11 protein-coding genes are annotated in these 14,921 nt (G+C 65.7%); 7 read left to right on the top strand and 4 right to left on the bottom strand.

From position 1 onward, the window contains the following. The first annotated feature begins 58 nt into the window (after positions 1-58). The 6 genes from FB389_RS05135 (at position 59) to FB389_RS05110 (ending at position 8,397) form a co-directional block, all read left to right on the top strand. Complete coding sequence (locus FB389_RS05135) at positions 59-1,285, top strand: SHOCT domain-containing protein (RefSeq protein ID WP_142111670.1); 1,227 nt, start codon at positions 59-61, stop codon at positions 1,283-1,285. Then, positions 1,282-2,433 (top strand): TFIIB-type zinc ribbon-containing protein, encoded by a 1,152-nt coding sequence (locus FB389_RS05130; protein ID WP_142111669.1) that lies wholly within the window; start codon positions 1,282-1,284, stop codon positions 2,431-2,433. Before FB389_RS05135 ends, FB389_RS05130 begins: the two co-directional genes overlap by 4 nt. Before the next feature lie 2 nt (positions 2,434-2,435). Beyond that, positions 2,436-2,969 carry a hypothetical protein gene (locus FB389_RS05125; RefSeq protein WP_142111668.1) on the top strand — a complete coding sequence of 178 codons (534 nt, stop codon included), beginning with the start codon at positions 2,436-2,438 and terminating at the stop codon, positions 2,967-2,969. 70 nt (positions 2,970-3,039) lie between these two features. After that, entirely contained in the window at positions 3,040-5,949 is a 2,910-nt protein-coding gene (locus tag FB389_RS05120; protein ID WP_246043529.1) for an FAD-binding and (Fe-S)-binding domain-containing protein, read from the top strand. A gap of 52 nt (positions 5,950-6,001) precedes the next feature. After that, the gene (locus FB389_RS05115; RefSeq protein WP_142111667.1) at positions 6,002-6,517 is read left to right on the top strand and encodes a MarR family winged helix-turn-helix transcriptional regulator; all 516 of its coding nucleotides are present in this window, start codon (positions 6,002-6,004) and stop codon (positions 6,515-6,517) included. A gap of 350 nt (positions 6,518-6,867) precedes the next feature. Next, on the top strand, positions 6,868-8,397 hold the full coding sequence (locus FB389_RS05110) for a restriction system modified-DNA reader domain-containing protein (RefSeq protein WP_142111666.1): 1,530 nt from the start codon (positions 6,868-6,870) through the stop codon (positions 8,395-8,397). A 43-nt stretch (positions 8,398-8,440) separates the two neighbouring features. Here the strand turns inward: FB389_RS05110 and FB389_RS05105 are convergent, their stop codons facing one another. The 3 genes from FB389_RS05105 to FB389_RS05095 all read right to left on the bottom strand — a co-directional run bounded on the left by FB389_RS05105 (position 8,441) and on the right by FB389_RS05095 (position 11,888). Continuing rightward, positions 8,441-9,181, bottom strand: a complete 741-nt coding sequence (locus FB389_RS05105; protein ID WP_142111665.1) for a maleylpyruvate isomerase N-terminal domain-containing protein — start codon at positions 9,179-9,181, stop codon at positions 8,441-8,443. Positions 9,182-9,210: 29 nt separating this feature from the next. Further along, positions 9,211-10,425 (bottom strand): homoserine O-acetyltransferase MetX, encoded by a 1,215-nt coding sequence (gene metX / locus FB389_RS05100; RefSeq protein ID WP_142111664.1) that lies wholly within the window; start codon positions 10,423-10,425, stop codon positions 9,211-9,213. 140 nt (positions 10,426-10,565) lie between these two features. Next, entirely contained in the window at positions 10,566-11,888 is a 1,323-nt protein-coding gene (locus tag FB389_RS05095; protein ID WP_142111663.1) for a bifunctional o-acetylhomoserine/o-acetylserine sulfhydrylase, read from the bottom strand. A gap of 482 nt (positions 11,889-12,370) precedes the next feature. Here FB389_RS05095 and FB389_RS05090 point away from each other — a divergent pair, with 482 nt between their 5' ends. Next, complete coding sequence (locus FB389_RS05090) at positions 12,371-13,903, top strand: C40 family peptidase (protein ID WP_142111662.1); 1,533 nt, start codon at positions 12,371-12,373, stop codon at positions 13,901-13,903. Positions 13,904-13,977: 74 nt separating this feature from the next. Here FB389_RS05090 and FB389_RS05085 read toward each other — a convergent pair whose 3' ends face one another. After that, a complete protein-coding gene (locus tag FB389_RS05085; protein ID WP_142111661.1) occupies positions 13,978-14,493 on the bottom strand; it encodes an inorganic diphosphatase in 516 nt (171 codons plus the stop codon). Positions 14,494-14,921: the final 428 nt, after the last annotated feature.

The raw sequence follows: 14,921 nt of genomic DNA, 5'->3' as shown, positions 1-14,921 counted from the left end.
TCGAACCGCGATCAAAGGCGAACCCGCTGGGTGCGCCACTCGACTAGGGGAGTGACGAATGGGATTCATCAAAGCGTTTGCGGGAGCAATCGGCGGGACATTTGCAGATCAATGGCTTGACTTTTTGGCCCCGCCTGCGGGACTTTCCCCCACGGCAGCGATTTTCGCGGCAGTCCCCCAGGGGCAAAACGCGGGGCGCGGGTCCAACACCAAGGGTTCGTCCAACATCATCACGAATGGCTCAAAGATTGTGGTCCCCGAAGGTTACGGGCTGATCACCTTCACGGAGGGTCGCATTAGTGGCTTCATTGCCGAGCCGGGCGGCTACACGTTCACCAGCGACGACCAGAACTCGCAATCCATCTTTGCGGGCGACGGGTTCATTTCCCCTCTGGTCAAGACGTCCTGGGAACGCTTCAAATTTGGCGGGCAGCCGGGGGCTCAGCAGCTGGCAATCTATGTCAACCTCAAGGAAATCCCGAACAACCGATTCGGCACGCAGTCGGAAATCTACTGGGACGATGCGTACCTCAACGCGCAGGTTGGGGCATTGGTCCGCGGCACGTACACGCTAAAGATCGTCGATCCGGTCTTGTTCGTCACTCGCTTCGTGCCGGCAACATACATTGTTCCCAACGGTCCCGTATTCGACTTCACGGACATCGACAACGACGCGGCTTCGCAGCTCTTTAACGAGGTCGTCAGCGCGCTTTCTCCCGCATTTTCGATGTACACCAACGACCCGTCCAAGGGAAACCGGATCACACGGATCCAGTCCGATGCGCTCGGATTCGCGCAGTCGCTGGGTCAGGCGGTTGAGGACGGGTATAAGTGGCGAACCGAACGCGGTTTGGAGATCATTAGCGTCGCTATCCAAGCGATTGAATATGACGAGGACACCCGCGCGTTGCTCTCCGATGTCAAGAAGGCGGATGCGCTTTCTGGGCAGCGCGGCAACACCTTCTTGCAGCAGTCCGTCGCGCGCGGCGTGCAGGCGGCCGGGGAAACCGGCGGCGGTGCGGGCCTGGCGATGTTCGGTATGGGTGCGGGCACAGCGGGCGGCATGGCGGGTTCGATCCAGCAGCCGACGCAGCCGACACCCGGCCCGTTTGCGACCCCCGCTCCGCCGGCGCAGCAAGCGCCCGCTGCCCAGCCGGCCGCTCCCGGCGGCGGCGATGCGGGCGATCCCGTAGCCAAGCTCGCGCAGTTCAAGCAGATGCTCGACGCCGGGTTGATCACGCAGGCGGACTTCGACGCGGCGAAGGCCAAGGTCCTCGGTCTATGAGCGTTCCCCTGCAGGTGGGCGGGCACGATAAGTGCCCGACGTGCGGTTCGACGGATATTGCCTACTCGCAGCAAAAGGGCGTGTTGATTTGCCGCTATTGCCGCGCGCAGTGGACCGAGCGCAACATTGAGGCGGCGCTGGGGTACGACACTGAGATCTCCGCGCTGACGGGTATGCATGTCGCTCGCGGAGCGGGCGCAATCGACCCCAACGCTGCCGATGTCGTCACGATCAAGTGCCAGGGTTGCGGGGCGGAAGTCGTCATCAACTCCGCCACCAACGTGCAGGCACGGTGCCACTGGTGCCGTTCCGTGCTCTCGCTCAACCAGAGGGTGGCGAATGGGGCCGTGCCGGATGCTGTGCTGCCGTTCTCGCTGAGCCACGACCAGGCAGTGGAACTCGTCAATCAATTCGCAAAAAAGCGGATGTTCTTCGCCCATAAGGGGTTCAAGAGGGAGTTCTCTGCCGCCAACGTGGTGGGTGTTTACATGCCCTACCTGGTTGCGGACGTCAACGCGCATGTCGAAATGGCGGGCGAGGGCGAGGTGCAGACGCGGCGATACACCGTCAGCACCGGCGAGAACTCTTCCGAGACCCGATACGACGCGGACGTCTACCGCGTGGCAAGGGATTTCGACATAACGGTGGACGATCTAACGGTCGAGTCTTCGGGCCAGCGGGCAGGGATGAGCCGCGCGCAGGACACGGCGAACGTCATCAACGCGGTGCTGCCCTTCGACACGAAGAAGGCAGTCGAGTACAACGCAAATTACCTGGGCGGGTACACCTCGGAGAAGCGTGATTTGGATGTCCAGGACGTCGGTTGGCGCGTCGGCAGCATGGTCTTTGGGATCGGCACTTCGCTGATGCGGCGGACCCTGACAAAGTACGACCGCGGCGTCAAGTGGACCGGCGGGAAAGTCAAGGTCAAGGGCGCCCGGTATCTTTCGATGTACGCGCCGATCTGGCTGTATTCCTATTACGAAAGGCGCGGAAGCGGCAAGGAATTCTTGCACTATATTGCCGTCAACGGCCGCACCGGAGCGGTGATGGGGTCCGTTCCCATCAACAAGGCGAAGCTGGGATTCTTCTCCGCCGCCGTGACGCTTGTGACGCTGATTGGCGGAGGGGTGGTGTTTTTCCTGTGATTATGCAGGTAGCGGCGACGGTGTACGCGAGTTCCACGTCGGATGACTCGAACGGGCCGGGCGCCCTATTCATCTTCGCGGTCTTGGCGGGCGTCGCCCTGTATTACTTCGTGTGGAACTACTACCGCAACGCGAACGCGCGGTTCAAATTCGAGGACACGACGACCTCGCAGGCGACCAACGTGCAGGGAAACGACGCGAAGACGGGTAGCCGCAAGGGCCTGCGCTCCCAACAGATCGACGGTCGCAACGACAACGACGCGGCCGCGCAGGTCAGGTTGGAACTCGCGTGGCCCGCGGCCACCGACGCCATCCAATCCGTGCTGGATGAGGCGGCGGGAGCTGGGCCCCAAGGCGGTGATCGGCTGCCCGATTCTGCTCACTCGGCGCAAGCCGGGCAGGCGCCGGGCGGGGGACCCGCCGCCACTTCCGGGCAAGCGACCGTGCCGGATTACGGCTCCCAATCGGGGCCGACGTATCGACCGGGGCAGACCTTCCAACCGGGCACCGGGCAGACGCCTCCCGCCGCCGAGTAGGGGCACGGACGCGCGGGTGCACGGAGCCGAACGTCCCGGCGCACGCCGCCAGTGATGGGACAATAGGACGGTGACAACCGCACCTGCAGCAAACGCCCCGAGCCCGATCCGCCCCGACGTCGAACCGCTCGTTGAGCGACTACGCGCGCGCGTGGAGGGGGAGGTCTCGTCCTCTAATCTGCGACGTGCGGAGTATTCGACTGATGCCTCGAACTATCGCGTGGTTCCGGAAGTCGTTGTGATCCCCGCCTCGATCGATGACGTCATCGCCACCCTGGAACTGTGCCGCGAGGCGGGCATCCCGATCACAACCCGCGGCGGAGGGACATCGATCGCGGGCAATTCGATCGGCCCCGGCGTCGTCATCGACTTCTCCCGGCACCTCAACAAGATCATCAGCATCGACCCCGTCGCGCAGACCGCCGTCATCGAACCCGGCGTGATCATGTCGGACCTGCAAAAGGCGGCCGCGCCCTACGGCTTGCGGTTCGGGCCCGACCCGTCCACGCAGAACCGCGCGACGCTGGGCGGCATGATCGGCAATAACGCCTGCGGGCCGCACGCCGTTGCATACGGGCGGACTTCCGACAACATCATCGAGCTGGACGTGATAGACGGGACGGGGCGCCGCTTCACGGTCGGGCCGGACGGGCAGGGCATGGACGCCGTTGCGGGTCTTGCGGAATTGGTGCAGGAAAATCTGGCGCTCATCAGGACCGAACTGGGGCGCTTTGGGCGCCAGGTTTCGGGGTATTCGCTCGAACACCTACTTCCCGAAAACGGGTCGAACCTGGCCAAGGCGCTCGCGGGCACCGAAGGGTCCGTTGTGACCATGTTGCGGGCCACCGTGCGGCTGGTGCCCGTCCCCTCCGCCCCCACGCTGGTCGTCTTGGGGTACGAGTCGATGCCGCTTGCCGCCGACGATGTACCACTGTTGCTGGCCTGCAAGCCGCTTGCGATCGAGGGCATGGATGCGCGCCTGATCGACATCATCAAGCGCGCAAAGGGACGCGACGCCGTGCCGACGCTGCCCGCGGGCAGCGGCTGGTTGATGGTAGAGGTCGGTGGGGAGACGGCCGAAGACGCCATGGAAAACGCCCGGAACTTGGTGCGCGTCGCCCGCACCGAGGAGGCCATGATCTTTCCGGCGGGACCCGAGGCCACGCGCATGTGGCGCATTCGCGCCGATGGGGCCGGGCTGGCGGGGAGGACCCCGTCGGGCGACCAGGGGTGGCCCGGCTGGGAGGACGCGGCGGTGCTGCCGGAAAACCTCGGCGCCTACCTGCGGGACTTCGACAGACTGTTGGAGGAATACGGCCTGGACGGGGTGCCGTATGGCCACTTCGGCGACGGCTGCATTCACGTTCGGATCAACCTGCCGCTCGAGGACAATGCGGCAGTTTTCCGCCGGTTCTTGGAGGATGCCGCCGCGCTTGTGGCGCGTCACGGCGGGTCCCTTTCCGGTGAGCACGGCGATGGCAGAGCGCGCTCCGAATTGCTGCCGGCTATGTACTCGCAGCAGGCGATCGATCTATTTGCGCAGTTCAAGGGCCTGTTCGACCCCAACGATCTGCTAAACCCCGGCGTTGTTGTGCGCCCCGACCCGCTCGATGCAAACCTGCGCCGGCCCAACGCCAAGCCGGTCAATCCGACCACCGGATTCGCGTTCAAGCACGACGGCGGCGACTTCACCAAGGCCGTTCACCGCTGCACGGGTGTGGGTAAATGCCGGGCGGACAACTTCAGTGCGGGCGGGTTTATGTGCCCGTCCTACCAGGCCACGCGCGATGAAAAGGATGTCACCCGCGGGCGGGCGCGCGTGCTGCAGGAACTGGTCAACGGTTCGCTCATCACCGGCAGCTGGTCCGCCCCCGAGGTCGCGGATGCGCTGGACCTGTGCTTGAGCTGCAAGGCCTGCTCATCCGATTGCCCCGCGGGCGTTGACATGGCGGCCTACAAGGCCGAGGTTTTGCACCGCAAATACGAGCGCAAGGTCCGCCCCGTCAACCACTACGTGCTGGGATGGTTGCCGCGGTGGGCGCGCCTGGTTTCGGGATTTGCGCCGTTGGCGGCGATCGCGAACTGGTTCCTGAGCTTCCGTCCCTTCGCAAGGCTGGTGCTCAGGGTCGGGGGTATGGACCCGCGGCGGGCCATGGCCACTTTCGCAACCGAGCCGTTTCGGAAGTGGGTTAGGAAGCAGGACGAGGTCCGCCTCAGCGCCGCCACGCCTTCTTCCGCGAATGGAGCGGCCGCTGCGCGCCCCAGGGTCGTGTTGTGGGCTGATTCGTTCTCCGATTCGATGACTCCCGATACGGCCAAGGCTGCGTTGCGGGTGCTGGACGCGGCCGGCTATGACGTGATCGTTCCCGGTGGAGAGGCCTGCTGCGGTCTTACCTGGATTTCCACTGGGCAGCTGTCCGGGGCCCGCAAGAAGCAGGAGCAGTTGCTCAAGGTGCTGGGCCCGTTTGCCGTCGCCGGAATCCCGATCATCGGCGTGGAACCATCGTGCACGGGCGTGCTGCGGTCGGATCTGCTCGAACTGCACCCGGATGACCCGCGGGCGGTCGCCGTCGCCAACAAGACCATGACGCTTGCGGAGTTGCTGACTGCCCCGGCCCCCGTCGGCCCGGAAGGCCGCTGGACCATGCCGGACCTATCGGATGTGACGGCGATTGTGCAGCCTCACTGCCACCACCATTCGGTGATGGGTTTTGGCCCCGACGAGAAGCTGTTGAAGGATGCGGGAGCGCAGCTCACGACGCTGTCGGGATGCTGTGGTCTTGCGGGCAACTTCGGGATGGAAAACGGGCACTACGAGGTATCGGTGCAGGTCGCGGAGAATGAGCTGTTGCCAGCGCTGCGGGCCGCGGGCGAGGGGGACATTTTCATGGCGGACGGGTTTTCCTGCCGTACCCAGGCGGCTGACCTGGCCGGGGTGCAAGGTAAGACGCTCGCTCAGGTCATCGCCGATCGATTGTAGGGGTGGGCCCCGCGGGCTTTAGGTTGTTGTTACAACCAATTACAATGGTGTCATGAATGACGTTCGTTGGCTCTCCGCGCAAGAGCTTCATACATGGGTAAAACTCGAAGTGATTGCGGAGTTGCTCCCTGCCGCGCTCGACCAGCCGTTGCAGCGCGACCACAACCTCAACCACTTTGAGTACATCGTCTTGGCGCAGCTTTCTGAATCGGATCGGCGCACCATGCCGCTGACCGTGCTGGCGGCGCGCACTAGCGCGACATTGCCTCGCCTTTCGCACGTGATCCGGCGGCTCGAAGACCGCGGTCTGGTGGTTCGATCAACCAGCGAACTAGATCGACGCGTCACCCTTGCGACGCTGACCGATGCCGGGTGGGACCTGGTGGTGCGGGCGGCCCCTACGCATGTGGCGAGCGTGCGCGACGTCGTGATCGACAGGCTGACCCCCGACCAGCTGCGGGCCCTCGACCAGATAACGGACGCGATGCTGGAAGCGCTGGATCCCGGCGATCGCAAGGGCCTGCGCCAGGCGTGCGGCGAGAAGGCCCCGGCTCCGGACGGCGTCTAGGGGAAAGTCGCTGGGACTGCGGGCTGGAACCCTGTCGCCGTCGCGCGCTGGAGCGTTGTCCGGTCATGCGGGCTGGGTCGTTGCAGGCGCCCCACCGCATGGGCGGAACCGCGCGGTGGGGCGCGGGGAGCGGGGTAGCTAGGAGCCGGAATCTCGCGTTTATACCGCGGCTATTACCGGGTATTTGCGGTGAATTTGATGTAATTCGCCACGAAATGGTCGTTTGCGGTTTCGCGCGGTTCGACTCTGCTTTACCATGCAATTATGACGAGTCTCGGATCGCAGCCCCAGCCGCGGCCGTCCCACGCTCGCTTCGCTTGCTGGCGCGCCGTTCGGCGGGAGCGGGAGAGGTGAGCGAATCGGGACAGTTTGAAGAGAGGGTCCGTCGCATCCTGGCTCATCACGCAGCCGTTCTGATCGACGAGCCCCTGTTGGTGCTGTCCTGGGTGGTCCCGAAGGGGCACGAAGCGGCCGATGACGGGGTGCTCGTCGCGCTCGATGCGCAGGGCAGGCAGGTCGTTGTGCAGGTCCTTTTCCACGTCGACCTGGTCGGCCTCATGGAGGCGATCCGCGTTGCCGGCAGGCTCGGGTATCGGTCGCGGTCCGCGATGGCGTCCTCGTACCAAGGGGGGCGTGAGGCTTTCGAAAGCGACCTGGCGGGCTTCTACGCGAAGAATCCCGAGTTGGTGGGGACCGTCGGCCAACTGGCGGCACCGCCGCGGCTCATCATCGTGTGCGGTACGGCCTCCCACGACATCGACGACGCAGTGCGGTTCCTGAGCGCCCAGGCCGGCGCGCTTGAAGTGTTGCCAATCACCGCGGAGGTCGTCGCCCGCGTAACGCGGGCGGTGCACGCCGCGAACCCGACCGGGGCCAATTCTCACCCGCAAGCTTCCGCGGATGCGCACCGGGCGGCCGAGGTCGTGGCGGAGCCGGCGGGCGCAGTCGGCTCGGTGGGAGAGGCCATGGCCGAACCGGTGGCCGTGGCCGAACCGGTGGGCACAGTCGAATCGGAGGCCGTGGCGGAGCCGGCGGGCGCAGTCGAACCGGCGGGCGTAGTCGAACCGGCGGGCGTAGTCGAACCGGTGGGCACAGTCGAACCGGTGGCCGTGGCCGATCCGGTGGCCATGGCCGATCCGGTGGGCACAGTCGATCCGGTGGGCACAGTCGAGCCGGAGGCCGTGGCGGAGCCGGCGGGCACAGTCGAACCGGAGGCCGTGGCGGAGCCGGCGGGCGCAGTCGAGCCGGCGGGCGCAGTGGCGGTGCCCACTGAGGAGATCGATGAGGACACGGGGATCCCGATCGCTATCCCCGGGGGCCTGGATGTCCCGTCGTCTGGCGCGCCCACCGCGCACATATCCGTGGGCCGAACCTACGCGCTCGCCGAACCGCTAGCCATAACGGCGGAGATCCCCATCGTTGACCCGGCCCCGCGGCGCGCCCTGCCGCGGACCACACTGCCGCGCCCCGCCCAAGGAACGCATCGCCCGCCCGCGCGTTCGCTCGCGGTCAAAACCGTCGCGCTCGAGGCCGCCGTGACGGGAAAAACCGTCGAGGCACTGCAACGCTCGCACCGGGCCCAGCCGGCGGCGGGTTCCCCCGGCGACGCTTCCCAAGCGCGCAATCTGGCTGATTTGTGCGGGTACCTCGAGGACGCAGTCCCGCTCGTATGGAATCGCGCCAACTCGAGCGATCGCTTCACCTCGACGCTCAGCCCTAACGGGGTCATAACGACCTCGAGCGGCCAAACGTTCACCGATCCGACCAGGGCCGCCAAGGCGGTGTCGGGTTCGTTGTCGGTCGCCGACGGCTGGAACTTGTGGCGGATCGGCGAGAACGGGCCGACGCTCGCCGAGGCCTGGCGCGAGGTGTTCCAGTAGGCACCCCTAACCGCGCGGGGCGCGCAGCGCCGCGGGGACGGAATCAAAGGATGGGAAGAACTCGTCCTAGATCGGGGATCGAATCCGAGGTGAACTGTGGTTCGAGTGCGCGTGCCAGCGCGTCGGTGTCGTAGGAGCGTCGCCCCGTCGCCAATTGCACCCACAGGCGGGGATCGCGAACGGAAACACTCCAGCCCCCGCGCATGACGACGATGCGAAGCAATTCGTCGGCAACGATCTGCAACGCGGCGGGCAGCAGGGGGCAGGCATCGCCGCGCGAGTCGACGACGCCCTGCAGCGAATCCTGCAAGTCGATGGCGTGGACAACGATCTCGATCAGGCGCGATATGGTCATGTCACGCAGCGTGATGGGGGCTCGGCGCGCCTGTACGACCAGTTCCCCCGGGCTCGGTGCGGCGCCCGCCAGCGCATCGAGCGCGGTGAAAGCGGCGCGCGCCTCTGCGCGGATTGCCGCAAGCGGGTCGCCCGCGATATCTGCGGCGAGCGCCTTGGTGACCTGAGAAATTTCATGCGCTCGCGTGGGGTACATGCCCAGGTATTCGGCGAGGGGCAGGGGGATAGTTCCCGCGGGTGCCGGCTCGCACGCCGTCAATGCGGTGAACGCGCGACCCAGGTGTGCGACCAGTTCCCCAACGGTCCAATCCGGTAGAGTGCTGGGCCGCGACTGCCACGCGGGGACCTCGTCCAAAACCGACAGCCACGCATCGAGGCGCTCCCACTGGGCTGCCAGGGCTGTCCGCGCATCGTCGAAATTAGTCTTCACTGACTTCCCAACTCCTAACGGGCCACCGCCTAATGGGGCGCCGTGCGTTCTTCGAGGCTCAGTTCGAAGTCTTTCACGATGGAGGCGAGTTGGTCGAACTCGATCAGGAACCCGTCGTGTCCGTAGGGGGAATGGATGGTGCGCAGCGGATCGGCTGCGGGAATCAGGCGCGCCATGGTGCGCGAAGCTTCCAAGGGGAACAGGCGATCCGAATCGACCCCGACGATCAGTGCCCGGGTGCGAATTGAGCGCAGGGCGGTCGCGACCCCGCCGCGATCCCGGCCCAGATCGTGCGAGAGCATAGATTCGGTGAGGGTCACGTAGCTGTTGGCATCGAACCGGTATGCCAGCTTCGACGCGTGATGATCCAGGTAGGACTGGACCGCGAAGCGGCCGCCGTGCAACGGTTCTTCCGCTCCCTGTGGGACCCGGGCGAAGCGCGTGTCCAGTTCCTCGGCGCTGCGGTAGGTGACATGCGCTATTTGGCGGGCGATCCCCAGGCCATTGTGTGGCCCCTGGCCCGCGGGTGCGTCGTAGTAGTCGCCGCCGCGAAAGTGCGCGTCGCCGCGAATAGCCGCCAATTGCGGGTGTGACCACGCGATTTGGTCGCCGGTGAACTGGGCGGATGAGGCGATCACGGCGATGCCATCGACGCCGATGCCGGCTGCCGGTCCCAGGAGCGCCCATTCGAGCGCGCGCTGACCACCCATTGAACCGCCGATGACCAAGTGCCACGAGCCGATCCCGAGGGCGGTGGTGAGCGCGATTTCGGCGTCGACCTGGTCGCGGACCGTGACCCGCGGGAAGCGGCTGCCGTAGCGCCTGCCCGACGGATCGAGGCTGGCGGGGCCCGTCGTTCCCTGGCATCCGCCCAGTACGTTCGGCGCGACGACAAAGTACTTGTCGGTGTCGATAGGCTTACCCGGGCCGACCAGATCGTTCCACCAACCGGCGCTGCGGTGCCCGTCGCCCGCGTCCCCAACGACGTGGCTGTCTCCGGTCAATGCGTGCAGGATCAGGATCGCATTGGTGCCCGCATCGTTCAGCCGTCCCCAGGTTTCATACGCGACGGTGACGTCGGGAAGGGACAGCCCCGATTCGAGGATCAGGGGACCTACGTTCGCGAACTGCCGATGCCCTACCGGGTCTCCCTCAAGCCAGGCACCGGTTACCGGCACCGGAAGCGGGAATTCGCTACGCCGGTGCGGCTGCTTCCCGCGGGGGAAGTCATCGCAACGAGTCACGTCGGTTCCGTCTCATGTCTTGTCCAAAAAGTGCATCGATAACCGACTCTACGCGTCCGGACTGAAAAGACGCCGGGTGTGACCGCCCTGTGGACAACAGCGGACGGTCACACCCACGAGTTCGGGGAAACCTGCGCGGATCAGGCCTGGGCCGCTGCCGCGGCAAATCCCTTCTCCAAGTCTGCGAGTATGTCGGCGATGTTCTCGATGCCGACGGAGAGCCGCACGAGGCCGGGCGTGACACCCGCGTCGGCCTGTTCCTGCGGCGTCAACTGGCTGTGGGTGGTCGATGCCGGGTGGATCACGAGCGAGCGAACGTCGCCGATATTGGCGACATTGGAGTGCAGCTCCAGCGCTGAGACGAAAGCCTTCCCGGCCTCCAGTCCGCCCGCTATTTCGAACGAGACGACCGAACCCGATCCCTTCGGCGTGTACTTTTCGGCGTTGGCGTGCCACGGGCTCGACGGCAACGATGCGTAATTCACCAGTTCCACGTCGGGGCGCGCTTCCAACCATTCGGCGACGGTGCGCGCGTTCGAGACGTGGCGCTCGACGCGGAGCGAGAGCGTTTCGATGCCCTGCGCGATGAGGAAGGCGTTGAAGGGGGAGATGGCGCTGCCCAGGTCGCGAAGCAGCTGCACCCGCGCCTTGAGGACGAACGCGAGGTTGGCCCCCAGGATTCCGTTGACGCCCAGGTCGCGTGCGTATACCAGGCCGTTGTAGCTGGGGTCGGGGGTGTTGAAGCCGGGGAACTTCTCGGGGTCCTGCGAAAAGTCGAAGTTGCCGGAGTCAACGATCAAGCCACCGATCGAGGTGCCGTGCCCGCCCAGCCACTTCGTTGCGGAGTGAAGCACAATATCCGCGCCGTACTTGATCGGGTTGAGGAGGTACGGGGTCGCGACGGTATTGTCGACGATCAGCGGGACCCCTGCTTCATGAGCGATCGCGGCGATGGTTTCGATGTCCAGCACGTCCGAGCGCGGGTTCGGGACGGTTTCGCCGAAGAGCGCCTTGGTGTTGGGGCGAATAGCGTCGCGCCATTCCTGCGGGTTGTGCGGGTCGGTCACGAAGGTGGTTTCGATGCCCAGCCGCGGAAGAGTGTGGCGCAGCAGGTTGAACGTGCCGCCGTAGAGGCTGGCGCTGGCGACGATGTGGTCGCCGGCCTGCGCCACGTTGAGGAACGCGTACGTCTCCGCTGCCTGGCCGGAGCTGAGCAGCAACGCGCCAACGCCCCCCTCGAGTGCCGCGACGCGGTTTTCGACGACGTCCTGCGTGGGGTTGCCGATGCGCGTGTAGATCGGTCCCAGGTCTTGCAGCGCGAAGCGCGCGGCGGCGGTGTCGGCGTCGGGGAACACGAACGATGTCGTCTGGTAGATCGGTAGCGCCCGCGCACCGGTCGTGGGGTCTGCCGTTTGCCCGGCGTGGACTTGCTTGGTCTCGAACGACCAGTCTGCATTGCTCATGAGGTGATTCTCCGTGTTCAGGGGGCTTGCTGGGCCAGGTTAGATGCGCGAACGCGATGCGCTACAAGCAGACTGTATCCACCATCTGTCTCAAATCGCAGCCCCTTGTCTCGTAATTTGGGACGAGGCCCGCCGCCCCCGGGAGTGCGCCAACCGAAATGGGCTGCAATCGTCGGCAACTGGGTCGCGCTTCGTTGCTGCCGGCGGCGCGAGGGACCGCGGTGTTTGCGGTGGGCAGGGGCGTTGCTGGGCGTTTGCGCCCCGCGGGCCGCCCGCGGGGCGCGGTCGCGCGCGCGGGGTGCCTGCGTGGATGCAAATGGGAGGTCGAGCGGAGCCGATGCGCTGGCAAACGCCTCCCGGAGCGTACGGTTCGGGATGTTACTAGTGTGACTGGTGGTGAATCTGTTTCCAAAGTGAGCAAAGTTGTATAGCCTAGTTGGCGGTGGAGTATCACCATTCGACACACGGCCCGCAGGAGAATCATGGCGAACAGGAAAAACGGACGTTCCCGCGGTTCGCTCCGCGTCGCAGTGGCGGCGGCCGGTGCCGCCTTCGCCATGTTCGCGACGGGTGGCCTTGCGCAGGCGGTGCCGAATCCGAGCCAATCGCTCGAATCGCTGCAGCAACAGGGCGCTTCGGTCAAGACCCAGGTGTCCGCGCTGGACGCCCAGATCGCGCAACTGAGTTCCAACGTGGACGATGCGTGGGATGCGGTCGCTAAGGCGGCGGAGGACTACGCCCAAGCTACCGTTGATCTGCAGAACGCCAAGAACGCGGCGAAGGAAGCCCAGGAACGCCGCGACCAGGCAGATGCGCAGCGCGAGGCATCGCGCAAGAACCTCGTTGAGATAGTGCGCGATACCGCGCGTTCTGGGTACGGTGCGTCCACCGTCCAGGCGTTGCTCAATGCCGATGAATTCGACGAGGCCGTCGCGGTCGCGTCGGCGCAGGACCTGGTGCGTGACAAGTCGCAGCGCGCGGTCCAACAGTTCCAGGCAGACACGGTGGTTGCGGAAACGCTGGCGCAATCGGCGTTGAAGGCCGTCGAGCAAGAAGAAGCCGCGGAGGCGGCCGCGCAGGACGCGCTCGCGGACGCCGAAGATCAGCAAGAGCAGGCGCAGCGGCTGCAAGAGAATGCGCAATCTCAGCGCGATTCGTTGATCGCTGAACTGGCGCAGATCCAGCAGTCAACGGTCGCAGCGGAGAAAGCGCGGCAGGCCGAACTAGAGGCCGCGCGCGAGTTGGCGGCGCAGCGGGCCCAAGAAAAGCGCGAGAAGGAAGAACGAGACCGCCAGGCCGCGGCGCAACAGCAGGCCGAGGAACAAGCCGCACGCGAGAAAGCCGAAAAGGCCGCGAGAAAGAAGGCGAAGAAGAAGGACTCCGCGAAGTCGTCTTCATCCGGCACCGGTGCGGGATCCTCGTCTGGCTCGGGTTCGGGCGGTGGTTCCGGGTCCGGCAGTGGGTCTGGTTCCGGGTCGGGCAGTGGGTCTGGTTCCGGGTCGGGCAGCGGCTCGGGTTCGGGCAGTGGGTCTGGTTCCGGGTCGGGCAGTGGCTCGGGTTCGGGCAGCGGTTCCGGGTCGGGATCCGGATCGGGTGGAGGCTCCGGCTCGGGCGACCTGCTCGGTACCGGAACGTCCGTGTCGACGGCGGCCCAGGGAAAGGCGGCCGTGGCGGCCGCCAAGACCAAGCTCGGAATCAGCTACGGGTGGGGAGCTACGGGACCGAACGCCTACGACTGCTCGGGTCTGACGATGACGTCGTGGCGCACCGCGGGCGTCAGCCTGCAACGCACCTCGCGCTCGCAGTACGTCCAGGTCAAGAAGATCAACATGGCGGACATGCGGGCCGGCGACCTGTTGTTCTGGGGCAGCGACCCCACCGATCCGCAATCAATCACGCACGTGGCGATGTACATCGGTGGTGGGCAAATGATCGAAGCGCCCCGCCCCGGTTTGACGGTGCGAATAACATCGGTTCGATACTCGCGAATCATGCCGTACGCGGGGCGCGTCTAACAACCGCACGAGCGGGGAAGCGAAGGCTTTCCGCCGCCTAGGCTCACCGCCCGAACTAAAAGCCCCGCGGGCGGTCAGCGCTCGTCGTGCCCGATGTAGTACCCGGCATCGATGGCGCGTTGGAAGGAGCGCTCGATTTCCTTCTCCGCCTCGGCGCGATCGGTCCAGTGGGCGCCCTCGACGGACTTGCCCGGTTCCAGATCCTTATAGACCTCGAAGAAGTGCTGCACCTCTAGGCGGTGGAAGTCGGAAACGTCGTCAATGTCCTGCCGCCAAGCCGCGCGCTGGTCGGCGGTCGGAACGCACAGCACCTTATCGTCGCCCCCGGATTCGTCTCGCATCCGGAACATTCCCAGCGCTCGGCAGCGGATCAGGCAGCCCGGAAACGTCGGTTCCTCCAGCAACACCAGGGCGTCGAGGGGGTCCCCATCCTCGCCGAGAGTGCCCTCGATGAACCCGTAGTCATCCGGGTACCGGGTTGCTGTGAAGAGCATGCGATCGAGGCGGATGCGGCCGGTCTTGTGGTCAACCTCGTACTTGTTGCGCTGCCCCTTGGGGATCTCTATCGTCACGTCAAACTCAAGTGCCACTGGTCGCTCGCCCTCCGAATGCGCGGTTCGCAGGGACCCGCGCGTTGCCGATTTATCCCCCAATCATGCCCGAAATTTCGCAAACAACACGAATCGAAACACCACTTAGACAACTTGTCCGCGCCCGCGCGAGGGGGCGATCGCAGTGGGCGTGCCTGAGCGCGGCGCCCGGGGAGAGCCCGCCCACTGTTGGAGCGCGCTGATGGCAACGCACTTGCGTGGGTTGGTGTGGCGGTGGGGTGGTCGTTGCGCGGGTTGGTGTGGCGGTGGGGTGGTCGTTGCGCGGGTTGGTGTGGCGGTGGGGTGGTCGTTGCGCGGGTTGGTGTGGCGGCGCAGCGCCGAAAACGTGTAGCAGGGGGCGCGACGCGGCAGGCGGGTGCGGGCCCCGCTTGAATGCAACAGGCTACGCTTGAACCCCTGGGCACCCG

Origin of the sequence: Rarobacter incanus, from assembly GCF_006715765.1 — a bacterium.
Taxonomy (GTDB): Bacteria; Actinomycetota; Actinomycetes; order Actinomycetales; family Cellulomonadaceae; genus Rarobacter; species Rarobacter incanus.
Note: the sequence above shows the minus strand (reverse complement) of the source record. Positions and strands in the feature narration are given on the sequence as shown.

Coding starts and splice junctions, on each gene's coding strand:
- FB389_RS05135 (WP_142111670.1), top strand. CDS start 59: ATGGGATTCATCAAAGCGTTTGCGGGAGCAATCGGCGGGACATTTGCA.
- FB389_RS05130 (WP_142111669.1), top strand. CDS start 1,282: ATGAGCGTTCCCCTGCAGGTGGGCGGGCACGATAAGTGCCCGACGTGC.
- FB389_RS05125 (WP_142111668.1), top strand. CDS start 2,436: ATGCAGGTAGCGGCGACGGTGTACGCGAGTTCCACGTCGGATGACTCG.
- FB389_RS05115 (WP_142111667.1), top strand. CDS start 6,002: ATGAATGACGTTCGTTGGCTCTCCGCGCAAGAGCTTCATACATGGGTA.
- FB389_RS05095 (WP_142111663.1), bottom strand. CDS start 11,888: ATGAGCAATGCAGACTGGTCGTTCGAGACCAAGCAAGTCCACGCCGGG.
- FB389_RS05090 (WP_142111662.1), top strand. CDS start 12,371: ATGGCGAACAGGAAAAACGGACGTTCCCGCGGTTCGCTCCGCGTCGCA.